A 22,292-nucleotide genomic window follows, 5' to 3' on the forward strand; every position below is an offset into this window, starting at 1 on the left:
CCCAACTCGCATTCAACCGACTTCACAAGGATACGTGTCATGAAACAGGTCATCGTCATCACCGGCGCTTCGAGCGGCTTCGGCCGCCTCACCGCCAACGCGCTCGCCAGGGCCGGCCACACCGTCTATGCCTCGATGCGCCACACCACCGGCCGCAACGCCTCCGCGGTCGCCGATATCGAGGAGTTCTCGCGCGCGACAACAAGGTCGACCTGCGCGCGCTCGAGCTCGATGTCGGCTCGCAGGCGTCGGTCGATGCGGCGATTGCGCAGATCGTCGCCGAGGAAGGCCGCCTCGACGTCGTGATGCACAATGCCGGCCACATGGTGTTCGGCCCGGCGGAGGCGTTCACGCCCGAGCAGCTTGCCGAGCTCTACGACGTCAACGTGCTGTCGACACAGCGCGTCAATCGCGCGGCGCTGCCGCAACTGCGCAAACAGGGCAGGGGACTCGTGGTCTGGGTGTCGAGCAGCTCTTCGGCCGGCGGCACGCCGCCCTATCTCGCGCCGTATTTCGCGGCCAAGGCCGGCATGGATGCGATGGCGGTGATCTATGCCCGGGAGCTCACGCGCTGGGGCATCGAGACCTCGATCATCGTGCCCGGCGCCTTCACCGGCGGCACCAACCACTTTGCGCATTCCGGCCGTCCCGCCGACGAGGCCCGCGTCGCCGAATACGAGGCCGGTCCCTATGCCGGCTTCGGCGCGGAGATCATGAAGGCGTTCGCGGCGATCGTGCCCGAGGATGCCGACGCCTCGCTGGTCGCGGACGCGATCGTCAAGGTCGTCGATACGCCGTTCGGCAAGCGGCCGTTCCGCGTCCACATCGATCCGACGCAAGATGGCGCCGAAGTCGCATTCGGCGTGATCGACCGCGTCCGCAACGAGATGCTGCACCGGGTCGGCTTCTCCGACCTGCTCAAGCCGCGAGTGAACGGGTAATCTTCTCCCCGCAACGTCATTGCGAGGAGCGACAGCGACGAAGCAATCCATCTGCCCGCGTGCTCGGTGACAATGGATTGCTTCGCTTGGCTCGCAATGACGGGATACGATCCCTCAGGTGCTGTCGGCTCGCTCACCATTCATCCACTGCATGATCTCCGCATTGATCTCGCGCGGATAGGTGTGGCTGAGATTGTCGATCTCGCGATAGGTCACCCTCGCGCCGGCGGCCGACAGCAGGCCTTGGGTCCGCCGCGCGGTCTGCACCGGGAACATCCAGTCGAGCCGGCCGTGGGTGATGAAGATCGGCAAGCCGCGCAGCCGCTCCGCGTCGGCGATTTCCGCCATCAGCGGATGGAAGGTCGCGGCAACGGGCGCCAGATGCGTGAAGCGCGAGGCGCCGTCGAGCCCGCTCACATAGCTGAAGGTGCCGCCGTCGCTCATGCCGGTGAGCAGCGTGCGCGTCTCGTCGATCGTCCAGTGCGCGCGCACCTGGTCGATGATGCGGTTCAGGTTCGGCGTGTCGGTGTCCTCGCCCATCAGCGCCCAGGTCTGGCCGGTCGCGGTCGGCGCCACCAGGATGGCGCCGCGGCTGCGCGCGTCGCGCAGCCAGCTCCACAGGAAGCCGCGGCCATTGCCGCTGCCGCCATGCAGCGCCATCACCAGCGGCCAGGCGCGATCCGGCGTGTAATATTCCGGCACGTACATCGAGAAGCCGCCGCGGCTGCTCGGCTCGTTGCGCTCGTGGAAGATGCCGGTGTCGGCGTTGGGCTTGGCCGCGAGCTTCGCCTGCAGCTCGGTATCCTCGCGCAGATCGGGCGCGATGAAGAAGCCGCTGACCGGCGGCAACTCGGTCAAGGGATAGAGCGCCTCCTGCGCCCGCGGCAGATAGCGCAGCGCGCGGAATACGTTGACCAGATCGCCTTCGCCGTTCTGCACGGCGCGCAGCCCTGCGTAGCCGGCGAGCGCTGGTTCGATCGCGGCTTCCAGCGCGGTCTTGATGTGCGCGAATTTCTCCGGCCAGTCGGCGAGCCGCGGCCGCACCGCCTGCAAGGCCTCCTCCGGCTCGCCCGCAATCTGCATCACGCGATCGAAGTCCGGCGGATTGAGGTTGCGCGCGACGAAGGACAGCGATTCCAGCGTCTGCAACAGCGGCGGCAGCACGGCCACGATGTCGTCAACCACCGCCTCGCTCATCGCCGCTGCCTCTTCCCTTTGCCTCAATGAAGCCGCGGCGCCTTCAACAGCTTTATGCGGTCGATCGAGGTCAGCGTGACGTCGAAGGTGACGCCCTCGTGATAGATGGTCAGCGGCACGTCGACGCCGGCCGCGCCGAGCGACCAGAGCTTGCGGTAGAAGCCGGCCTGGCTCGTCACCTTGTCGCCGTCGACCGCGAGGATCACGTCGCCGGTCTTCAGTTCGGCGCGCGCCGCCGGTCCCTTGCTGGCGACGCCGACCACCACGAGGCGGTTGTCGATCTCGGTCGTGAACATGCCGAGCCACGGCCGCGCCGGCTTGTCGACCCGGCCGAACTTGCGCAAATCGTCCAGCACCGGATTGAGCAGATCGATCGGCACGATCATGTTGACATGCTCGGCGTGGCCCGAGCGCTCGCGTTCGAGCTGCAGCGAGCCGATGCCGATCAGCTCGCCGGCATTGTTGATCAGCCCGGTGCCGCCCCAGTTCGGATGCGACGGAGAAGTGAAGATCGCCTCGTCCAGCAGATACTCCCAGTAGCCGGCGAATTCCTGCTTCGCCGCGATCTGGCTTGCGACCGAGCGCGTGCGGCCGCCGGCGCCGCCGAGCACCACATTGTCGCCGACCTGCGTCGCCGCGGACGAGCCGATCCGCAGCGGCTCGAGATCGACCCGGCCGAGCGCCTGCACCAGGCCGAAGCCGGATTCGAAATCGAAGCCGAGCGCGTGGCCCTCGACCGCGCGGCCGTCGCCGAGATGCAGCCACACCGTGGCGGCTTCAGTGATCAGATAGCCGATCGTCAGCACCAGCCCGTCGTCGATCAGGACGCCATTGCCGGCGCGCTCGGTGCCGAGCGTCTCGGCGCTGAAAGCATCCGGCGGAATGATCGAGTGCAGCCCGACCACACTCATCAGCGCGCGATCGAGATCGTAGCGGTAATCTTCGGGGCGAGGCTGAAAGGCCGCGGGCACTTTCCATTCGGTCGTGGAGGGCATCAAGGGATCTCCTGGCGTGCAGCGCGCTGGAACCTCAAGGTAGACCGAGGTTCTGCCGGCAGGGAAGATGGAATGATATACCTTGCAGGGCAGCCTGCACAGCTCATGTGGCGTGCAGACCTGCCCCTCGCAAGATAATTGAACCTATTCGGTTTTTGCCGCACGCGCCGGCATGATGCGGAAGGCACGGTTGTCCTTGATCCACGCGGCGCGCTCGTCGCGCAGCATGGTGCGGCGAACCTTTCCGGAATCGTCGCGCGGCGCGGTGCCGACGCGCTCGAAGCTTTCCGGATGCTTGTAGCGGCTGAGCCGGTCCTTCAGGAAATCGCCCATGCCGTCGGCGATCGCTTGCGCATCGGCGCTGTCGGCGAGCTCGAGGATTGCATGCACGCGCTGGCCGAATTCCGGATCGGGCAGTCCGACCACGACGCAGGAGCGCACCTCGGGATGCTCGCTGACCGCGGCCTCGACCTCGGCCGGATAGATGTTGGCGCCGCCGCGCAGAACCATATCGGCGAGCCGGTCGCCGAGATAGAGATAGCCTTCTTCATCGAGTCGGCCGATGTCGCCGAGCGACTCCCAGCCATCCGGCCGCCGCTTCGGCGTTGCGCCGAGATAGTGATAGGTCGAGCCGGCGCCGTCATTGGGCAGGAAATAGATTTCGCCGGTCTCGCCGGGCGCGACGTCGTTGCCGTCCTCGCCGATGATGCGCAGTTTCGCGGTCTCGCCGATCTTGCCGACCGAGCCCTTGTGCGCCATCCATTCGGTGCCTGAGATCACGCAGGCGCCCTGCCGCTCGGTGCCGCCATAGAGCTCCCAGATCCGCTCGGGGCCGAGCCATTCGATCCATTTCTCCTTCAGCCAGGGCGGCATCGGCGCTGCCATGTGAAACACGATTTTCAGGCTGGAGACGTCGTAGCGGCTGCGCACCTCCTCGGGCAGCGCCCAGATCCGGTGCATCATGGTCGGCACGAAGTTCACCCATTGCACGCGCTCGCGCTCGATCAGCCGCAGCGTCTCCTCGGCGTCGAACTTCACCATGCCGGTGACCCTTCCGCCCCCGAACAGCGCAAAGTGCGAGAGGATGAATGGCGCATTGTGATAGAGCGGCCCCGGATTGAGCAGCGAGGTGTCGCGCGCAATGCCAAGCGTCGCCTCGGCCGTGGTCTCGATCACCGCGGGGTTGTGATCGAGGATCACCTTCGGCCGCCCGGTCGAGCCGCCGCTCGTCATCGCCTTCCAGTAGCGCGCGACCGGCGCATCGAGCGGCTCCTCGGAGAATCCGTCCGGCACGAAATTCACCGGCAGCGAATTCGGCGCATTCCAGTCGGCCTCGCCGCCGACCACCAGCGACGGTTTCAGAATCTCGAGCACGGCAGCGGCCTCGCCGCGCGGCAGCCGCCATGACAGCGAGGTCGGCGTCGCGCCGCACTTCCACACCGCGAAGGTCGTCTCGAAGAACGCGTTGCTGTTGGGCAGCCCGATCGCGACGAAGTCGCCGGGCTTGACGCCCTTGGCGGCGAAGGCGCGCGCCCGTGCATTGGCGCGGCGCTCGAGCTCGAGCCAGGTCAGCGCATCCGCGCCATGACTGATGGCGATCGCATCCGTGGGCTTGCGTTCGGCATACCAGCGCGGCACGTCGGCGAGGGGGATCAGCATGGTCGTTTCCGTCGGAAAAGGCGGCTTGAAGCGCTCTTGTTGCAGGGATGTGGCCAAGGCCACGGCCGCCACTTCACCAAGAGTGCAGTCTCCGTGTCAAGCCGGCGGCTGTCCATGCGGCCGGTATCCCGCTGATGGAGTTGCAGAATCCCTGTTCGCTAAAAGCCGCGTCAAGATTCCGGTAAAGTTCAAGCGATCGCGCTAAGCCGGGCTTTACGGGGGGCCGGCATTGTGGCCGTTGCGGTTCTGTGCCGGGCGCGTCGAGCGACGTGCACGGCGTGCAATGTCTTTCAATGACCAATGGCTTCAAGGACGGCGACGATGGCGAGCAATGGAGCACGGATCAAGGTCAGTCGCGAGCCGCGGCGCCAGCTCAACAATCGTGCGGCCTGGATCACGGTCGACGACGGCGCGACCGAGAGCGAATGCGCCGTGGTCGACATCTCGCCGGGCGGCGCCAAGATCACCACCGAGGTCGAGTTCGAGGTGAATGACCGCCTCGCGCTGACGCTGCTCGCCGATCATGCCAAGCGCTACCCTTGCGAGGTGGTCTGGCGTCGCGGCAAGACCTACGGGCTCAAGTTCGTGACGGCCGAAGTCGAGCCGGTTGAACCTGCCGCGGAGCCGGCCGGCGCGACCTAGCGCGGCGTTTCATCAATCAATGTTCGAATGGACGTTCGGCGCAGGCCATCGCCGATCGGATCGGGCGCGCGTTCAATGGCTCACGCCAGGACGTCCCGCGCAAGCGTGGCTCACGTCAACGTCGCTGCGGATTGTCGGCATTGCCGGTGGTGGTGCCCGTCGGGCCTCCCGGAAGCGCCGGTGCGGCGCTGCCGCCGCCGGTGCCCGAAGACGGTGCGACGCGCTGGCCGGACTGGGTCGGGAGCGCAGTGCCGCCGACGCCGTTCGACGGCGCGGCGCGGTCGCCAGGCCTCGGCGGCAGCGGGGTGCCGCCGGTGTTCTGCGCGAGAAGCGGGGCCGGTGCGAGGATGAGGCCGGCGGCGACGACGATGGCAAATTTGGTCTTGAACATGTGCTGGTCCGAGATGGCGCGGTGAGGCTTGAGCGACAGGCACAGCCGCGACGGAGACGAGACATCCGCCAAGCCCGCGAGATTGCGATACCAACATAACGTCAGCCGCATTTGATGCGTTCCCGGACGCCTCGCCAGGGCGAAGCAAATATCCGTGTAATGAACGGTCTCCACCGATCGCGGCGACGCCTCGCCGGTGTTGCGGATCTTTCGACATGAAGTTTGGACATTCATGTCGCGAGAATGCGGATGTGTGACTCACAGACCTCGCCACACACTCAATGTCGTCCTGGCGAAAGCCAGGACCCATTACCCCAAATCTCAATTGTTGCGCGACGCTGGGGCCACGATCCCGTCCAGGATCAAGTGGGATGGTTATAGGTCCTGGCTTTCGCCAGGACAACGAACGGATAGCGCCGTGTGCCCGTCCTCACGGGTTCACGCAAACACGGCAATGACGACTGGTTGGCCAGGCGCCGTCGTCCTAGCGTTCTGTCAGCTTCAGCTCGATGCGGCGGTTGCGCTTGTAGGCCTCTTCGGTCTGCGCGGTGTCGAGCGGCTGGAATTCGGCAAAGCCGGCGGCGACCAGGCGCTGCGCCGGCACGCCGAGCGAGACCAGGTACTGCACCACCGAGATCGCGCGCGCCGAGGACAGCTCCCAGTTGGACTTGAACAGCGGGCTGTTGATCGGCCGCACGTCGGTGTGGCCGTCGACGCGCAGCACCCAGGCGATCTCGGGCGGAATCTGCTTGTCGAGATCGATCAGCGCGCTCGCGACAGTTTCGAGTTCGGTCTTGCCCTCGGGCAGCAGCGTCGCCTGGCCGGTGTCGAAGAACACTTCCGACTGGAACACGAAGCGGTCGCCGACGACGCGGATATCGGGACGGTTGCCGAGGATCGCACGCAGCCGGCCGAAGAATTCCGAGCGGTATTTCGACAGTTCCTGCACCCGCTGCGCCAGCGCGACATTGAGGCGCTGGCCGAGATCGGCGATGCGGTTCTGCGATTCCTTGTCGCGTTTCTCGGAGGCGTCGAGCGCCTCCTCGAGCGCGGCGAGCTGGCGGCGCAGCGCGCTGATCTGCTGGTTCAGCAGCTCGATCTGCGCAAGTGCGCGCGACGATACGGCCTTCTCGGACTCCAGCGCCTTGTTGAGTTCGTTGGCGCGGCCCTGCGCGTCGCTGCCGGAACTCGCGAGCCCCTCATAGAGTCCCTTCATGCGGTCGCGCTCGCCTTCGGCGGAAGCGAGCCCGGCGCGCAGCTGCGCCACCTGGTCGTCGAGCGTCAGCTTGGAGAGCTTCTCCAGCGACAGCAGGTCGTTGAGCTGGGCGATCTTGGCGGTGAGCTGTTCCAGCGCCTTGTCCTTGCCGGTGACCTCCTGCGACAGGAAGAACTGCACGACGAGGAATACCGACAGCAGGAACACGATCGACAGCACCAGCGTCGACAATGCGTCGACAAAGCCGGGCCAGTAGTTGAAGCCGGATTCGCTGCGGCGCGAGCGGGCGAGGGCCATGGGTGTCTCCTTGGGCTTGCTCCCCGGCTAGCTTTTCTCGGGCTGGCGGGCGAGGCGTTCGAGCAGCCGCTTGATCTCGCGGTTCTGCTCGCCCTGGCCGTCGGCCCATTCCCGGATCATCTGCTGCTCGGTGCGCATATGCGCAACCAGTCCCTGGATCGCCTCGGCAAGATTGGCCATCGCGGCCGTGGTGCTGCGGCCGCCGCCGCCTTCCTCGAGCGCGGTGCGGAGCCGATCGATCGCGCCCTGCATGTCGCCGGAGACGCCGGCTTCATCGCCGGAAATGCCGCGCACGGTGCCGGCGAGCCAGTCCTCGAGGTCGGTGTAGAAGCGGTTCTGGGCCTGGCTCGACTGCAGGTCGAGGAAGCCGAGGATCAGCGAGCCGGCGAGGCCGAACAGCGAGGACGAGAACGAGATGCCCATGCCGCCGAGCGGCGCGGCGAGGCCCTCCTTCAGCGTATCGAACAGCGCGCCGGAGTCGCCGCCGACCTTGAGCCCGTCGATCACCTTGCCGACCGAGCCCACCGTCTCGATCAGGCCCCAGAAGGTGCCGAGCAGGCCGAGGAACACCAACAGGCCGGTCATGTAGCGCGAGATGTCGCGGGCTTCATCGAGGCGGGTTGCGATCGAATCGAGCAGATGTCGCATGGTCTGCTGCGAGATCGACATCCGCCCCGAGCGTTCGCCGCCGAGGATCGCGGCCATCGGGGCAAGCAGCGTCGGGCGGCGCTCGATCGCAAGGCCGGGATCGGCGATGCGGAAATTGTTGACCCAGGCGACCTCGGGATAGAGCCGGATCACCTGGCGGAACGCCAGGATGATGCCGATCAGCAGCACCGCCCCGATCAGGGCGTTCAGCCCCGGATTGGCAAAGAAGGCGGTGACGATCTGCTTGTACAGCACGACCCCGACCAGGCCGCAGAGCACCAGGAACACCAGCATCCGCACCAGGAAGATACGAGGCGAGGACAGCTTGCTCAATTCGATCTCCATGTCGGAGCGGGAAGGAGGCATTGCCGGGTCATCCGTTCGCGAAGGCCGCATCTGCGAGCAATATGGCACAGCGGCGGAGTGAGGAAAGCCGATTCCAGGGGCAGCAAACAGGACCTTGAGTTGGAATCTCGTGGGCCGTTGCCGCTTTGCACGGCTTTCCGACCGCTCGGCGCATCACCATCCGCTGAACTGCACACCCCACCCGCAGATCGCGAAATGAGGTCGGCTTGCACGCGTCATTCGGTGAGGCGAACGCGACGATGGTGATTCGGTCCGATTGTCTCGTTGTTGCGAGGTGCGGCATTCCGCGCAGGCAAAATGGCGGGGTTCCCGCTCACGCAGACCTTAATGCATTCCCACAGCCTGCGATGGAACCCGCTCACAATGCGGTGACAAGACAAAAGATGCCGCGAAATCAGAGTGATAGCATTCTGTGACATTGAGCCGCCCAAAAACGCATTGCGTCGCAGCAAGCAGATTTTATTTTCATCGCAGCAACGCGAGCGGTGTCGCCGTGACACCGCCGTTCGTTTGTTCAAACCTTTCAGGGGCGATTATCTCAATGTCTGGACTTCGCGCGCAATCGGCATGCATTGCTCTGATGCTGGCCGTGACGGCGCCACTGCTTGCAGGCTGCGACGAGCCGAACACCGCAACCGCCGCCGTGCAAGCACCCGAGCCGGACGTCAGTGTCGTCACCGTGAAGCCGCAGGCGCGCGCGATGCTGCGCGAGCTGCCGGGCCGCATCGCGCCGACCCGTGTTTCCGAGGTACGCCCGCGCGTCTCGGGCATCGTGGTCAACCGCATGTTCCATCAGGGCAGCGAGGTGAAGGTCGGCGATCCCCTGTACCAGATCGATCCGCGCCCGTTCGAAGTCGAATTGCAGTCGACCGGGGCGGCGCTGGCGCGCGCCAAGGCCGTGCTCGAACAGGCCGCGCTGCAGGCCCGCCGTATCGCCACCTTGACCAGCCAGCGCGCGGCGCCGGAAGCCGAGAACGAAAAGGCGATCGCGACGCTGAAGCAGGCCGAAGCCGACGTGCAGGGTCGCGAGGCCGAAGTCGCGCGAGCCAAGCTCAATCTGGATTATGCGACGATCCGCGCGCCGATCGACGGCACCATCGGCGCGGCGCTGGTCAGCGAGGGCGCGCTCGTCGTGCAGAACGACGCCGCGAGCCTTGCGACCATCCAGCAGCTCGATCCGATCTACGCCGACTTCCAGCAGTCCGTGACCGAGATGAACCAGCTCCGCCGCGCCTTCGAGAGCGGCGATCTCGACCGCATCGCGCCCGACGCGATGAAGGTGCGCCTCGTGCTCGACGACGGCTCGATCTACCCGCTGCCGGGCAAGCTGCTGTTCTCCGACGCCAAGGTCGACGCCTATACCGGGCAGGTGACGTTGCGCGGCGAGTTCCCGAACCCGCATCGCATCCTGCTGCCGGGCATGTATGTGCGCGTGCTGATCGAGCAGGGCATCGACAGCGATGCGATTGCCGTGCCGCAGCAGGCGATCCAGCGCAATGGCGGCGGCGGCAGCGAGGTGTTCGTCGTCAAGGCCGACAATCACGTCGCGGTGCAGCCGGTGCGCACCGGCTCGCTGCAGGGTGGTTCCTGGTTCGTGACCGACGGCCTGAAGGCCGGCGACAAGGTCGTCGTCGAGGGGTTCCAGAAATTCGCCGCCGGCGACAAGGTCCGGCCGCAAGCCTGGCGCGAGGTCGACGCAGCTGCAGCACCGACGGATCCGCACCAGACCGCGCACGCAGTGCGGTGATCCGGCATGCCTAGCTTCTTCATCGACAGGCCGATCTTCGCCTGGGTCGTCGCGCTGTTCATCTGTCTGATCGGCGCGATCTCGATTCCGCTGCTCGCGGTCGCGCAATATCCGATCATCGCGCCGCCCTCGATCTCGATCTCGACCAGCTATCCCGGCGCGTCGCCGGAGAACCTCTACAACAGCGTGACGCGGCTGATCGAGGAGGAGCTCAACGGCGCCGCCAACATCCTGAACTTCGAATCGACCTCCGACTCGCTTGGCCAGGTCGAGATCATCGCCAACTTCAAGCCGGGCACCGACACCAGCCAGGCTTCGGTCGAGGTGCAGAACCGCCTCAAGCGCGTCGAGGCGCGGCTGCCGCGCGCCGTGATCCAGCAGGGCATCCTGGTCGAGGAAGCCTCGTCCGCCGTGCTGCAGATCATCACGCTGAACTCGACCGACGGCTCGCTGGATGAAGTGGGCCTCGGCGACTTCATGATCCGCAACGTGCTGGGCGAGGTGCGCCGCATCCCCGGCGTCGGCCGCGCCACGCTGTATTCGACCGAGCGGTCCTTGCGGATCTGGATCGATCCGGCCAAGCTGGTCGGCTACGGCCTGTCCGCCGACGACGTCAACAAGGCGATCACGGCGCAGAACGCCCAGGTCGCCTCCGGCAGCATCGGCGCCGAGCCGAGCACAGATACCCAGAAGATTTCCGCGCAGGTGCTGGTGAAGGGCCAGCTGTCCTCTCCCGACGAGTTCGGCGCCATCATCCTGCGCGCCAACGCCGACGGCTCGACGGTCCGCCTGCGCGACGTCGCGCGGATCGAGATCGGCGGCCTCAGCTACCAGTTCAACACCCGCCTCGACGGCAAGCCGACCGCCGGCCTCTCGGTGTTGCTGTCGCCGAAGGGCAATGCGCTGGCGACCGCGAGCGCGGTCGAAGCCAAGATGAAGGAGCTGTCGCGCTTCTTCCCGGCCAACATCTCCTACGAAATCCCCTACAACATCACGCCGGTGGTCGAGGCTTCGATCAAGAAGGTGTTGACGACGCTGGTCGAGGCCGTGGTGCTGGTGTTCGTCGTGATGTTCCTGTTTCTGCAGAACATCCGCTACACCATCATCCCGACCATCGTGGTTCCGGTGGCGCTGTTGGGCGCCTGCGCTACGCTGATGATCGCGGGCTTTTCGATCAACATGCTGACCATGTTCGGCATGGTGCTGGCGGTCGGCATCCTCGTCGACGACGCCATCGTCGTGGTCGAGAACGTCGAGCGCATCATGGCGGAGGAGGGCCTGCCGCCGAAGGAAGCCACCAAGAAAGCGATGTCGCAGATCACCGGCGCCATCATCGGCATCACGCTGGTGCTGATGGCGGTGTTCGTGCCGATGGCGTTCTTCCCCGGCTCGGTCGGCATCATCTACCGGCAGTTCTCGGTCACCATGGTGGCGGCGATCGCGTTCTCGGCGCTGCTCGCGCTGTCGCTGACGCCGGCGCTGTGCGCGACGCTGCTCAAGCCGGTCAAGAAGGGCCACGGCCATGCCAGCAAGGGCGTGTTCGGCTGGTTCAACCGCGTGCTCGACACCAGCCGCGCGGGCTATACCCGCACCGTGCAGGGCTCGCTGAAGCGCACCGGCCGCCTGATGCTGATCTACCTCGTGCTGTTCCTTGGCGTCGCCTACGGCTTCGTGCGGCTGCCCGGCGGCTTCCTGCCGGTCGACGACCAGGGCTTCATCACGACCGACGTGCAGACGCCGTCGGAATCGTCCTATGCCCGGACCGAAGCCGCGGTCGAGCAGGTCGAGAAGTACCTCAAGGACCGCGCCGGCATCGAGAACGTCACGTTCCTCACCGGCTTCAGCTTCCTCGGCCAGGGCATGAACACCGCGCAGGCCTTCATCACCCTGAAGGACTGGTCGGAGCGCGGCCCGAAGGATTCCGCCGCCGCCATCGTTGCCGACATCAACCGCGATTTGTCGTCGATCCGCGACGCCAGGATCTCGGCGTTGCAGCCGCCGCCGATCGACAACCTCGGCAATTCCTCGGGCTTCTCGTTCCGCCTGCAGGACCGCGGCCAGAAGGGTTATTCGGCGCTGATCGCCGCGTCCGATCGCCTGATCGCGGAGGCCAATGCCAGCCCGATCCTGCAGAAGGTCTATGTCGAAGGCCTGCCGCCCGCGCCGCAGGTCAATCTGATGATCGACCGCGAGAAGGCGGGCGCGTTCGGCCTCACCTTCGAGGACATCAACAACACGATCTCGACCAATCTCGGCTCGAACTACATCAACGACTTCCCGAACCGCGGGCGCATGCAGCGCGTCATCGTGCAGGCCGACAAGACCAGCCGCATGAACGCGGACGACATCCTCAACTACAACGTCAAGAACAGCCGCGGCCAGCTGGTGCCGTTCTCGGCCTTCGCCACCATCGAGTGGACGAAGGGGCCGACGCAGATCGCGGGCTTCAACTACTATCCGGCGGTGCGCATCTCCGGCGAGGCGCGGCCGGGCTTCACCTCGGGCGATGCGATCGCCGAAATGGAGCGGCTCGCCGACAAGCTGCCGCGCGGCTTCGGCTATGAATGGACCGGCCAGTCGCTGCAGGAGAAGCTGTCGGGCTCGCAGGCGCCGTTCCTGCTCGCGCTGTCGGTGCTGGTGGTGTTCCTCTTGCTGGCCGCGCTCTATGAGAGCTGGACCATTCCGCTCGCGGTGCTGCTCACCATTCCGCTCGGCATTCTCGGTGCGGTGGTGGCGGCGACGATGCGCGGGCTCTCCAACGACGTCTATTTCACCGTCGGTTTGATCACCATCATCGGTCTTGCCGCCAAGGACGCGATCCTGATCATCGAGTTTGCCAAGGATCTGCGCGCGCAAGGCAAGCCGCTGGTCGAGGCGACAATCGAGGCGTGCAGCCTCAGATTCCGCCCGATCCTGATGACCGGTCTGGCCTTCGTCTGCGGCGTGCTGCCGATGGCGATCGCGACCGGCGCCGGCGGCGCCAGCCAGCAGGCACTCGGCACGTCAGTGATGGGCGGCATGATCGCGGTGGTGATCCTCGCGCTGCTCCTGGTGCCGGTGTTCTTCGTCAGCGTGCAGCGCGTGCTGGCCGGCGATCGCGAAACGGCGCCGGGGCAGGGTGAGGTATATGGCCCGCCCGCGCCGGCAAGGATCGGTCACTGACATCAGGGACCGGTGCTGCTCAGATCAGCAGCTTGCTTTCGCAAGCTGACCAATCCAGATTGCAGCTCTGGATTGAACGGGAAGCGTTTGGGCAACCCGGGGATTGAGGGCATGCGATGCGGCCGAGCGATATTGCGATCTCGAATTATCGCTCGATCCGGCGGCTCTTCATGCCCATCCAGCCGCTGTCCGTCTTCGTCGGCGAGAACGGCGTCGGCAAATCCAATCTCTACAAGTCGCTGTCGCTGTTGCGGGATGCTGCGACCGGCCGGATCACGCGCACGATCTCCGACGAAGGCGGGTTGAATTCCGTCTTCTGGTCCGGCCATCGCAGACGCGGAGACGATGCGCGTCTGCGGTTGGCCGTGAGGCTCGACCACGTCAGATATTCCATCGAGCTCGGATTCCCGAGCCCGGTCGTGGCGGCATTTCCCGGTGAGCCGATGATCAAGTCCGAAACGATCGAGGCGACCCACGGCAAGAAGACAATACTGATGTTGGAGCGCACCAACTCACTCGTCAGTGTCCGCGATGAGAACGGCACCTGGAGCCAGCACAAGGATGCGGTGCTGCCGTCGGAAACCGCACTGGCCGGATTTTCGGATGGTAAGGGAAGTCCCGAGATCGACCTGATCCGAAATGCAATGCTGAGTTGGCGATTCTATCACGACTTCCGGACCGATCCGGCGTCGCCGATACGAAAGCCGTGTCTCGCGATCACGACACCTTCGCTGAGCGCCGATGGCCACGATCTGGCTGCCGTGTTGGCAACCCTGTTCACGATCAGGCAGGATGCCGGCGATCTGCAGGATGCGATCGAGGACGCATTTCCGGGCGCCGAACTGCGGGCTTGGGAAAAAAATGGGCTATGTGAATTCCAGTTGCAACTGGAGGACATGCCGCGGCCATTCAAGGCGCACGAACTATCCGACGGCACGCTGAAATATATCTGCCTGCTCGCCGTGTTCATGGGCTATCGGCTGCCGCCGTTCATCGCGCTGAACGAGCCCGAGACCAGCCTGCATCCCTCGCTGCTGGCGCCATTGGCGCGGCTGATCGCCAAGGCATCGCGCCGTGCCGACATCTGGATCGTCACCCATTCGGAGCCTCTGATGGAAGCGCTGCGCAGCGAGAGCGCGGTGCCGCTGCGCCGGGTGATCAAGACGAAGGGCGCCACCACCATCGAGGGCCTGACCGCGGGCGGTGAATTTCGTGACCGCGAGGACGACCAGGATGACGATGACGACGACGATTAAATCGCGCCGTCGCGTTACTGCCCGAGCGGCTTCAGGATCTTGATCAGCTCGCCGTGCACGAACTCGTTGCCGCAGACGATGTGGCCGGTCTGCAGCGGGTCGTCATTGCCCTGGATGCCGGAGACGGTGCCGCCGGCTTCGCGGACCATCAGCAGGCCGGCCGCGACGTCCCAGGCCTGCAGATTGCGCTCCCAATAGCCGTCGAGCCGGCCGGCAGCGACAAAGGCGAGGTCGAGCGAGGCGGCGCCGAAGCGGCGGAAGCCCGCGACCTTGGTCTGCAGCGCCGCCATCTCCTGCAGCGCCAGCTGGTGGTTACCGCGGCCGATATGCGGCAGGCCGCAGGCGACAACGCATTCGTTGAGCTGGCGGCGGCCGGCGACGCGCAGCCGCTGGTCGTTGAGGAACGCGCCCTTGCCGCGCTCGGCGATGTAGAGCTCGTCATTGGCGGGATTGTAGATCACGCCGGCGATCACGGTGTCCTCGCGCTTCAGCCCGATCGAGATCGCGAATTGCGGGATGCCGTGCAGGAAGTTGGTGGTGCCGTCCAGGGGATCGACGATCCAGGTGTGGCTCTTGTCAGAGCCTTCGCGCTTGCCGCCTTCCTCGCCGACGAACCCGTAGCCGGGCCGGGCCTTCTCGAGGTCGGTGTAGAGCATCTCCTCGGCGCGCTTGTCGGCGAGCGAGACGAAGTTTGCCGGCCCCTTCAGCGACACCTGGAGATGTTCGATCTCGCCGAGGTCGCGCTTGAGGCTGCGGCCGGCGCGGCGCGCGGCCTTGACCATGACATTGATGAGAGCGGAATAGAGCATGATGGAAGCTGGTGGCTTTCGAGCGTTGGAAATCGATCGGGCAGCGTAGCAAGACCCTGCCCGTCATCCTGAGGAGCGCGGAACGCGCGTCTCGAAGCATCGACGGCCCGGTCCGGGGCCGTGCATCCTTCGAGGCTCGCTCCGCTCGCACCTCAGGATGACGGGAAACGGCCTGTGGCGCCCTGGGTTTCGGACTGGGTGCCCTCTGGAAGTGGCGCCGTCAAGGCGTCATTTGACGTTGTTTCCGATCCATTTTCGCGCGGCTGCCTCGGCCTTGGCGCGGTCTTCCGGGCTCATATCGGCGAGGATGTCGTCGAGATCGGGGTCGCCCTTGCCGGCGGTCTTGGCGACCGTGTGCCATTTCAGCGCCTCGACCTTGTCCACCGGGGCGCCGGCGCCGGTCGCCAGCACATGGGCGAGGCGGTTTTGCGCGATCGCGCTGTTCTGCCGGGCCGCCTTGCGCAGCAGCGCCACCGCCGCCGGCACGTTCCGCGGCGTGCCGGAGCCGTTGTAGAGCGCGATGGCATATTCGACCTCGGCATCGACATTGTCGGCCAGCGAGGCGGCCTGCAGCAGCCGCGCCGCCTTCTCGAGGTCCTTCGGCACGCCGGTGCCTTCCTTGTAGAAGGTCGCGAGCGCGTATTGCGCCTCGGGGCTGCCGGCGTCGGCGGCCATGCGCAACAGCTCGGCGGAGCGGCGGAGGTCCTGCGGCAGGGTCTGGCCGTCGAGATAGAGCAGCGCGAGATTATAGGCCGCCTTCGGCTCGCCGAGCTTGGCCGACGACGCCAGCAGCTTGACCGCGGCGTCCTTGTCGACGGCGCCGCCGCGGCCCGCGATCTTCATCATGGCGAGCGCGAACATCGCCTCGCGGTCGCCGGCATCGGAGGCGCGCTTGTACCACTCGTCGGCCTTGACGTAGTCGCGCTTGACGCCGAGCCCATTGGCATAGAGCTCGCCCAGCATCGTCATGGCCTTGGCATCGTTGTTGTTCTGCGCGCGCGCGGTCGCGAGATCGAACGCGGTCTTGTACATGCCGCGCTGATAGGCGCCGTAGACGAGGTCGACATTGGGATCGTCGACGGCCTGGGTCGGGGTCGGCGAGGGCGTCGGAGATGCGGCAGGCTTCGGCGTCGCGGAGGCGGCGGGCTTCGGCGTCGGCTTCTTCGCGACCGGCGAATGCACCTTCGGCTTCGCAGCCTCCTTCTTCGCGGGCGGCGTCTGTGCCGGCGGCGTGATCGAGAGCTGCGCCATCGCGCCGCTCGCCAGCATCGTGCAGCCGAGCGCAACAGCTATCGGACGCAGGCATTTCATTCCGGCGTCATCCCTCGGCCTTTCCGTCGGCCTTGGCCTTGCCGAATGTGCCGGCATGCGCCCGCGCAATCGCCTCTCCGATCTCGACAAGCGCCGCCTTGGCGCCGCGCGGATCGGACCAGATGAAGTTTCCGACCAGCACGAAATCCGCGCCGGCCGCCGCGAACGTCTCGGCTTCCTCGCGCGAGGTTGCAAAGCCGATGCAGGGCGGCTCGAACAATTCGTCCCACCACTCCAGCCGCTCGGCGATGGCCTCGCGCGAGGGCCGCTGTCCGTTGGCGTCGGGCTCGCCGAACAGTACATAGTCGGCGCCGGCTTCGCCCGCGGCCATGGAATCGTGGCGGGTCGCGAGCCCGCCGACGCCGACAATGCGGTCGGGTTTCAGCGACGGCATCGCCTCTTCCATCGCGGCGACGCCGGTCAGATGCGCGCCGTCGGCGCCGGCGCGGGCCACGATATCGGGATGACCGTCGATCAGCAGCGCCGCGCCGGCGTTCTGGATCGCGGGCCCCAGCGCCTTGATGGTGGAGATCATGCTGCGCGGATCGCTCTCGCGCAGCCGCACCAGCACGGCCGCGACATCGGCCGCGGCAAGCAGCTCGGTGAGCTCGGCCGCAAGCCGCGCAGGCTCATCGACCGCCGGCGTTGCCAGATAGAGGCGCGGCGTCGGCCGCGGCGGAACGGGCTTGGTCGCCAACTATGCCGCCTGTTTCTCGAGGCCGGCTTCCCAATTGCCGGTGCTCGCGAGCCCGTTCATCCGGGCGCGATGCGAGAAGGCGCGCTGGCCCGCGGGGACGTTGTCGGGCTTGCCGGACCACGCCTTCTGCGGCGCCGCCTGCAGCGCGCGGCCGTAGGAGAAGGTCAGCCGCCAGGGCAAATTGCCGATCTTGTTCATGGCGTCGAGATGCGCGGTCGCTTCCTCGTCGCTCTGGCCGCCGGAGAGGAAGGCGATGCCGGGCACCGCGGCCGGCACGCAGCTCTTGAGCAGGCGGATGGTCTTCTCGGCGACTTCCTGCACCGGCGCCTGCTTCGGGCACTTCTTGCCCGAGATCGCCATGTTCGGCTTCAGGATCATGCCTTCGAGCGCGACGCGCTGCACCCGCAATTCCTGGAAGGTGCGGTTCAGCACGCGCTGCGTCACCTCGTAGCAGCGGTCGATGTCATGATCGCCGTCCATCAGCACCTCCGGCTCGACGATCGGGACGATCTGCGCGGCCTGGCACAGCGCGGCGTAGCGCGCCAGCGCATGGGCGTTGGCACGGATCGCGGTCTGGGTCGGGATTCGCGGTCCGATATCGATCACGGCGCGCCACTTCGCAAAGCGCGCACCGCGCTCGTAATATTTCTTCAGCCGCTCGGCGAGCTTGTCGAGGCCGACGGTGACGAGTTCGCCTGGGCAGTTCGGCAGCGCCTGCGTGCCCTCGTCGACCTTGATGCCGGGGATCGCGCCGGCCTGCTCGATCAGCTTGACCAGCGGCGTGCCGTCCTTGGCATTCTGCCAGATCGTCTCGTCGTAAAGGATGACGCCGGAGATGTACTTGCTCATCGCCTCCTGCGAGCGGAACAGCATCTCGCGATAGTCACGGCGATTGTCCTCGGTCGAATCGACCTTGATGGCGTCGAACCGCTTCTTGATGGTGCCGGAGGATTCGTCGGCGGCGAGAATGCCCTTGCCCGGGGTGACCATGGCAAGCGCGATTTTGTTGAGGTCGGAGAGGTTCATCGGGGCGTCCTCCAGAGCCATTGCCTTTGCAAACCAAAATAGGCGGTTCTCGGGCAAATGCCTAGAAAACGTTCGTCGCGGCTGAGATCGCGCGTAGATTTGGCTTGTTCTGTTCACCTCGCCCCGCTTGCGGGGAGAGGCATAGGCCGCCTTCGGCGGCCGTCGGCAAAGAACGCCGAAGTCGAGCTTCGGCTATGTCGCATCGCTAGATGCAATCCGGGTGAGGGGGTACAGGTCTAACCGCATTCGCCGCTCGTGGAAGCCCCTCACCCCAACCCTCTCCCCGCGAAGGGCGGGGAGAGGGAGAGATACGTCAGGCAACCTTGGGGTCGAGCTGGCCCGCGGCGTAGCGCTTGGCCATTTCCGCCGTAGTCAGCACCTTCTTGATCTTGCTGGCCTGGCCCGCGGTGTTGAACTCCTGCAGGCGCTGCTTGCACAGCTTGGTCATCGCCTCCATCGCGGGCTTCAGGTACTTGCGCGGATCGAACTCTTCCGGATTGTCCTTCAGCACCTTGCGGATCTGGCCGGTCATCGCCATCCGGTTGTCGGTGTCGATGTTGATCTTGCGCACACCGTTCTTGATGCCGCGCTGGATCTCGGCGACCGGCACGCCCCAGGTCGGCTTCATCTTGCCGCCATTGGCGTTGATGATCTCCTGCAGCTCCTGCGGTACCGACGAGGAGCCGTGCATCACCAGATGCGTGTTCGGCAGCTTGCGATGGATTTCCTCGATCACGTTCATGGCGAGGATGTTGCCGTCGGGCTTGCGGGTGAACTTGTAGGCGCCGTGCGAGGTGCCCATCGCGATCGCCAGCGCGTCAACCTTGGTTTCCTTGACGAACTTCACGGCCTCGTCCGGGTTGGTCAGCAGCTGGTCGTGCGACAGCTTGCCCTCGGCGCCATGGCCGTCTTCCTTGTCGCCCATGCCGGTCTCGAGCGAGCCGAGCACGCCGAGCTCGCCTTCCACCGAGATGCCGCCGAGATGGGCCATGCCGGTCACGGTCTTGGTGACGCCGACATTGTAGTCCCAGTCGCCGGGGGTCTTGCCGTCGGCCTTCAGCGAGCCGTCCATCATGACCGAGGTGAAGCCGGACTGGATCGCGGTCATGCAGGTGGCGGGCTCGTTGCCGTGGTCGAGATGTACGCAGACCGGGATCTGCGGGTAGATCTCGGTGACGGCGTCCATCATGTGCTTGAGCATGACGTCGTTGGCGTAGGACCGCGCGCCGCGCGAAGCCTGGATGATGACGGGCGCGTCGACCTCGGAGGCTGCCGCCATGATCGACAGCGCCTGTTCCATGTTGTTGATGTTGAAGGCAGGTACGCCGTAATCATGCTCGGCCGCGTGGTCGAGCAGTTGCCGCAACGTTATGCGAGCCATTCCATTTCTCCCTGTAGTGCAAGTTCGTGGATGTGAAGCGCGATGAGCTCATTTTCATCGCGCTTTTGCTCTTTGTTTGAGCATGATCTCTTCGGAAAACCGCTTCACACTTTTCCGGATCATGCTCTGGATCAACGGTTTTTCAGAACTTCGACGCCCGGCAGCGGCTTGCCTTCCATCCATTCAAGAAACGCGCCGCCCGCGGTCGAGACGTAGGAAAAATCGCCGCCCACGCCCGCCTGGTTCAGCGCCGCGACGGTGTCGCCGCCGCCGGCGACCGAGATCAGCTTCCTGGCCTTGGTGCGTTCGGCGGCATGCTTGGCCGACACCACGGTGCCGCGGTCGAACGGCGTCAGCTCGAAGGCGCCGAGCGGTCCGTTCCAGACCAGCGTCGCCGCGTCGTCGATCGCGGCATGGATGCGCGCGATCGATTGCGGACCGACGTCGAGGATCATGCCGTCGGCCGGGATCGCATCGAGGCCATAGGCATGCGACGGCGCGTTGGCGGCAAACTGGTTGGCGACGACAGCGTCGACGGGGAGGATGATGGCGCAGTTGGCGGCGTTGGCCTTTTCCATGATCCGCAGCGCGGTCGGGGCAAGATCCTTTTCGGCGAGCGACTTGCCGACGGCGACGCCCTGCGCGTGCAGGAAGGTGTTGGCCATGCCGCCGCCGATCACCAGCGCGTCGACCTTGCTCACGAGGTTTTCCAGGAGGTCGATCTTGGTCGAGACCTTGGCGCCGCCGATGATCGCGATCACCGGCTTGGTCGGCGCTTCCAGCGCCTTGCCGAGCGCGTCGAGCTCGGCCTGCATGGTGCGGCCGGCATAGGCGGGAAGCTTGTGGCCGAGGCCTTCGGTCGAGGCGTGGGCGCGATGCGCGGCGGAGAAGGCGTCGTTGACCCAGATGTCGCCGAGCTTGGCGAGCTCTGCAACGAAGCCGGCGTCGTTCTTCTCCTCTTCCTTATGGAAACGGGTGTTTTCCAGGCAGAGGATGTCGCCGTCCTTGAGGGCCGCGACAGCGGCGGCCGCAGGCTCGCCGATGCAGTCCTCGGCGAAGCCGACCGGGCGCTTGATCACTTTCGACAGCGCTTCGGCGACCGGCTTCAGCGATTCCTTGGGATCGCGTCCCTTGGGGCGGCCGAAATGAGCGAGCAGGATAACCTTGCCGCCCTTGTCGGAAATTTCGGTGATGGTGGGGGCCACGCGCTCGAGCCGGGTGGCGTCGGTGACGCGGCCATTTTCCATGGGGACGTTGAGGTCGACGCGCAGCAGCACGCGCTTGCCCTTCACGTTGACGTCGTCGAGGGTGCGGAACGATTTTGTCATGGGGGGTGTCGAACTCCTGGGGTCATTCCGGGGCGATGCGGAGCATCGAACCTCAGATGCGCAATTGCGCATCGGGGAATCTCGAGATTCCGGGTCTGGTCCTGCGGACCATCCCGGAATGACGGAGCGGCAAAGACGCAGATGCCCGGCGGTGAGCCGGGCATCACGAACAGTCGAACTTAAACCAGCTTGCCGATCGCGACGGCGGTGTCCGCCATACGGTTCGAGAAGCCCCACTCATTGTCGTACCAGGACATCACGCGCACGAAGTTGCCGTTCTGCACCTTGGTCTGGTCCATGTGGAAGGTCGACGAGTGCGGATCGTGGTTGAAGTCGATCGAGACGTTCGGCGCGTTGGTGTAGCCGAGGATGCCCTTGAGCTGCTGCTCGGACGCACGCTTCATCGCCTCGTTGATCTCCTTGACGTCGGTTGCGCGCTTGGCGACGATCTTGAGGTCGATCACGGAAACGTTCGGGGTCGGAACGCGGACCGAGACGCCGTCGAGCTTGCCCTTCAGCTCGGGCAGCACGAGGCCGATCGCCTTCGCGGCACCGGTCGAGGTCGGGATCATCGACATCGCCGCAGCGCGGCCGCGATAGAGATCCTTGTGCAGGGTGTCGAGCGTCGGCTGGTCGCCGGTATAGGCATGGATCGTGGTCATGAAGCCGGTCTCGATGCCGACGGTGTCGTTCAGGACCTTGGCGACCGGCGCGAGGCAGTTGGTGGTGCAGGAGCCGTTCGAGATCACCAGGTGATCCTTGGTCAGCGTGTCGTGGTTGACGCCGTAGACGATGGTGGCGTCAGCACCGTCGGCGGGCGCCGAGACCAGCACGCGCTTGGCGCCGGCTGTGAGGTGCGCGGAGGCCTTGTCCTTCGCGGTGAAGATGCCGGTGCATTCCAGCGCGACGTCGACGCCGAGCGCCTTCCACGGCAGCTTGGAGGGATCGCGCTCGGCCGAAACCTTGATCTTGTTGTCGCCGAGGCTGATCGTGTCGCCGTCGACCGTGACGGTGCCGGGGAAGCGGCCGTGCACGGAATCGAAGCGCAGCAGGTGTGCGTTGGTCTCGACCGGGCCGAGGTCGTTGATGCCGACCACCTCGATGTCCTTGCGGCCGGACTCGGCGATGGCGCGCAGAATGTTGCGGCCGATACGCCCAAACCCGTTGATCGCGACGCGGATTGCCATGCTCGTCTCCTCTAATGCTGTTGTCAGCCCCGCGGG

Annotated in this window: 17 protein-coding genes and 1 pseudogene; 5 read left to right on the top strand and 13 right to left on the bottom strand. The window is 65.8% G+C overall.

From position 1 onward, the window contains the following. Positions 1–39 precede the first annotated feature (39 nt). Positions 40–941, top strand: a pseudogene (locus Q2M23_RS18735) (SDR family oxidoreductase). A 114-nt stretch (positions 942–1,055) separates the two neighbouring features. Here Q2M23_RS18735 and Q2M23_RS18740 read toward each other — a convergent pair. From Q2M23_RS18740 to Q2M23_RS18750, 3 genes are all read right to left on the bottom strand, one after another. Further along, the gene (locus tag Q2M23_RS18740) at positions 1,056–2,138 is read right to left on the bottom strand and encodes a phospholipase (RefSeq protein WP_316396466.1); all 1,083 of its coding nucleotides are present in this window, start codon (positions 2,136–2,138) and stop codon (positions 1,056–1,058) included. A 23-nt stretch (positions 2,139–2,161) separates the two neighbouring features. Then, on the bottom strand, positions 2,162–3,133 hold the full coding sequence (locus Q2M23_RS18745) for a S1C family serine protease (protein WP_057016190.1): 972 nt from the start codon (positions 3,131–3,133) through the stop codon (positions 2,162–2,164). Between the two features lie 144 nt (positions 3,134–3,277). Continuing rightward, positions 3,278–4,792, bottom strand: coding sequence for an AMP-binding protein (locus Q2M23_RS18750; protein WP_229192663.1), 1,515 nt, complete (start codon positions 4,790–4,792; stop codon positions 3,278–3,280). A gap of 321 nt (positions 4,793–5,113) precedes the next feature. Here Q2M23_RS18750 and Q2M23_RS18755 point away from each other — a divergent pair, with 321 nt between their 5' ends. After that, complete coding sequence (locus Q2M23_RS18755) at positions 5,114–5,434, top strand: PilZ domain-containing protein (protein ID WP_168859137.1); 321 nt, start codon at positions 5,114–5,116, stop codon at positions 5,432–5,434. 115 nt (positions 5,435–5,549) lie between these two features. Here the strand turns inward: Q2M23_RS18755 and Q2M23_RS18760 are convergent, their stop codons facing one another. The 3 genes from Q2M23_RS18760 to Q2M23_RS18770 form a co-directional block, all read right to left on the bottom strand. Beyond that, a complete protein-coding gene (locus tag Q2M23_RS18760; RefSeq protein WP_057016192.1) occupies positions 5,550–5,936 on the bottom strand; it encodes a hypothetical protein in 387 nt (128 codons plus the stop codon). A gap of 373 nt (positions 5,937–6,309) precedes the next feature. After that, positions 6,310–7,338, bottom strand: coding sequence for a peptidoglycan -binding protein (locus Q2M23_RS18765; protein ID WP_057016193.1), 1,029 nt, complete (start codon positions 7,336–7,338; stop codon positions 6,310–6,312). Between the two features lie 27 nt (positions 7,339–7,365). Continuing rightward, a complete protein-coding gene (locus Q2M23_RS18770; protein ID WP_057016194.1) occupies positions 7,366–8,352 on the bottom strand; it encodes a hypothetical protein in 987 nt (328 codons plus the stop codon). Positions 8,353–8,893: 541 nt separating this feature from the next. Here Q2M23_RS18770 and Q2M23_RS18775 point away from each other — a divergent pair. The 3 genes from Q2M23_RS18775 (at position 8,894) to Q2M23_RS18785 (ending at position 14,517) form a co-directional block, all read left to right on the top strand. Next, positions 8,894–10,099, top strand: coding sequence for an efflux RND transporter periplasmic adaptor subunit (locus Q2M23_RS18775; protein ID WP_316396471.1), 1,206 nt, complete (start codon positions 8,894–8,896; stop codon positions 10,097–10,099). A gap of 6 nt (positions 10,100–10,105) precedes the next feature. Further along, a complete protein-coding gene (locus Q2M23_RS18780) occupies positions 10,106–13,261 on the top strand; it encodes a multidrug efflux RND transporter permease subunit (RefSeq protein ID WP_057016195.1) in 3,156 nt (1,051 codons plus the stop codon). Positions 13,262–13,377: 116 nt separating this feature from the next. Then, on the top strand, positions 13,378–14,517 hold the full coding sequence (locus Q2M23_RS18785) for an AAA family ATPase (protein ID WP_316396474.1): 1,140 nt from the start codon (positions 13,378–13,380) through the stop codon (positions 14,515–14,517). Between the two features lie 14 nt (positions 14,518–14,531). Here the strand turns inward: Q2M23_RS18785 and Q2M23_RS18790 are convergent, their stop codons facing one another. The 7 genes from Q2M23_RS18790 to gap form a co-directional block, all read right to left on the bottom strand. Next, the gene (locus Q2M23_RS18790; protein WP_057016197.1) at positions 14,532–15,326 is read right to left on the bottom strand and encodes an inositol monophosphatase family protein; all 795 of its coding nucleotides are present in this window, start codon (positions 15,324–15,326) and stop codon (positions 14,532–14,534) included. 228 nt (positions 15,327–15,554) lie between these two features. Further along, entirely contained in the window at positions 15,555–16,637 is a 1,083-nt protein-coding gene (locus Q2M23_RS18795; protein ID WP_316396476.1) for an HcpA family protein, read from the bottom strand. Positions 16,638–16,644: 7 nt separating this feature from the next. Continuing rightward, positions 16,645–17,334: a thiamine phosphate synthase gene (locus Q2M23_RS18800; RefSeq protein WP_316396478.1), complete on the bottom strand. Its 690-nt coding sequence runs from the start codon at positions 17,332–17,334 to the stop codon at positions 16,645–16,647. Beyond that, entirely contained in the window at positions 17,335–18,360 is a 1,026-nt protein-coding gene (locus tag Q2M23_RS18805) for a class I fructose-bisphosphate aldolase (protein WP_076825042.1), read from the bottom strand. A gap of 313 nt (positions 18,361–18,673) precedes the next feature. After that, a complete protein-coding gene (gene fba, locus Q2M23_RS18810; protein WP_168859026.1) occupies positions 18,674–19,741 on the bottom strand; it encodes a class II fructose-bisphosphate aldolase in 1,068 nt (355 codons plus the stop codon). A 131-nt stretch (positions 19,742–19,872) separates the two neighbouring features. Beyond that, entirely contained in the window at positions 19,873–21,069 is a 1,197-nt protein-coding gene (locus tag Q2M23_RS18815; protein WP_057016200.1) for a phosphoglycerate kinase, read from the bottom strand. Between the two features lie 179 nt (positions 21,070–21,248). Continuing rightward, the gene (gene gap, locus Q2M23_RS18820) at positions 21,249–22,256 is read right to left on the bottom strand and encodes a type I glyceraldehyde-3-phosphate dehydrogenase (protein ID WP_016842563.1); all 1,008 of its coding nucleotides are present in this window, start codon (positions 22,254–22,256) and stop codon (positions 21,249–21,251) included. Positions 22,257–22,292 lie beyond the last annotated feature (36 nt).

Origin of the sequence: Bradyrhizobium sp. 33ap4 (assembly GCF_032654765.1) — a bacterium.
GTDB lineage: Bacteria > Pseudomonadota > Alphaproteobacteria > Rhizobiales > Xanthobacteraceae > Bradyrhizobium > Bradyrhizobium australafricanum.

What these genes read in the sequence shown, in the direction of transcription:
- Q2M23_RS18740 (WP_316396466.1), bottom strand. Translation starts at nt 2,138, where the DNA reads ATGAGCGAGGCGGTGGTTGACGACATCGTGGCCGTGCTGCCGCCGCTG.
- Q2M23_RS18745 (WP_057016190.1), bottom strand. Translation starts at nt 3,133, where the DNA reads ATGCCCTCCACGACCGAATGGAAAGTGCCCGCGGCCTTTCAGCCTCGC.
- Q2M23_RS18750 (WP_229192663.1), bottom strand. Translation starts at nt 4,792, where the DNA reads ATGCTGATCCCCCTCGCCGACGTGCCGCGCTGGTATGCCGAACGCAAG.
- Q2M23_RS18755 (WP_168859137.1), top strand. Translation starts at nt 5,114, where the DNA reads ATGGCGAGCAATGGAGCACGGATCAAGGTCAGTCGCGAGCCGCGGCGC.
- Q2M23_RS18760 (WP_057016192.1), bottom strand. Translation starts at nt 5,936, where the DNA reads ATGCGGCTGACGTTATGTTGGTATCGCAATCTCGCGGGCTTGGCGGAT.
- Q2M23_RS18765 (WP_057016193.1), bottom strand. Translation starts at nt 7,338, where the DNA reads ATGGCCCTCGCCCGCTCGCGCCGCAGCGAATCCGGCTTCAACTACTGG.
- Q2M23_RS18770 (WP_057016194.1), bottom strand. Translation starts at nt 8,352, where the DNA reads ATGCCTCCTTCCCGCTCCGACATGGAGATCGAATTGAGCAAGCTGTCC.
- Q2M23_RS18775 (WP_316396471.1), top strand. Translation starts at nt 8,894, where the DNA reads ATGTCTGGACTTCGCGCGCAATCGGCATGCATTGCTCTGATGCTGGCC.
- Q2M23_RS18780 (WP_057016195.1), top strand. Translation starts at nt 10,106, where the DNA reads ATGCCTAGCTTCTTCATCGACAGGCCGATCTTCGCCTGGGTCGTCGCG.
- Q2M23_RS18785 (WP_316396474.1), top strand. Translation starts at nt 13,378, where the DNA reads ATGCGGCCGAGCGATATTGCGATCTCGAATTATCGCTCGATCCGGCGG.
- Q2M23_RS18790 (WP_057016197.1), bottom strand. Translation starts at nt 15,326, where the DNA reads ATGCTCTATTCCGCTCTCATCAATGTCATGGTCAAGGCCGCGCGCCGC.
- Q2M23_RS18795 (WP_316396476.1), bottom strand. Translation starts at nt 16,637, where the DNA reads ATGAAATGCCTGCGTCCGATAGCTGTTGCGCTCGGCTGCACGATGCTG.
- Q2M23_RS18805 (WP_076825042.1), bottom strand. Translation starts at nt 18,360, where the DNA reads ATGAACCTCTCCGACCTCAACAAAATCGCGCTTGCCATGGTCACCCCG.
- fba (WP_168859026.1), bottom strand. Translation starts at nt 19,741, where the DNA reads ATGGCTCGCATAACGTTGCGGCAACTGCTCGACCACGCGGCCGAGCAT.
- Q2M23_RS18815 (WP_057016200.1), bottom strand. Translation starts at nt 21,069, where the DNA reads ATGACAAAATCGTTCCGCACCCTCGACGACGTCAACGTGAAGGGCAAG.
- gap (WP_016842563.1), bottom strand. Translation starts at nt 22,256, where the DNA reads ATGGCAATCCGCGTCGCGATCAACGGGTTTGGGCGTATCGGCCGCAAC.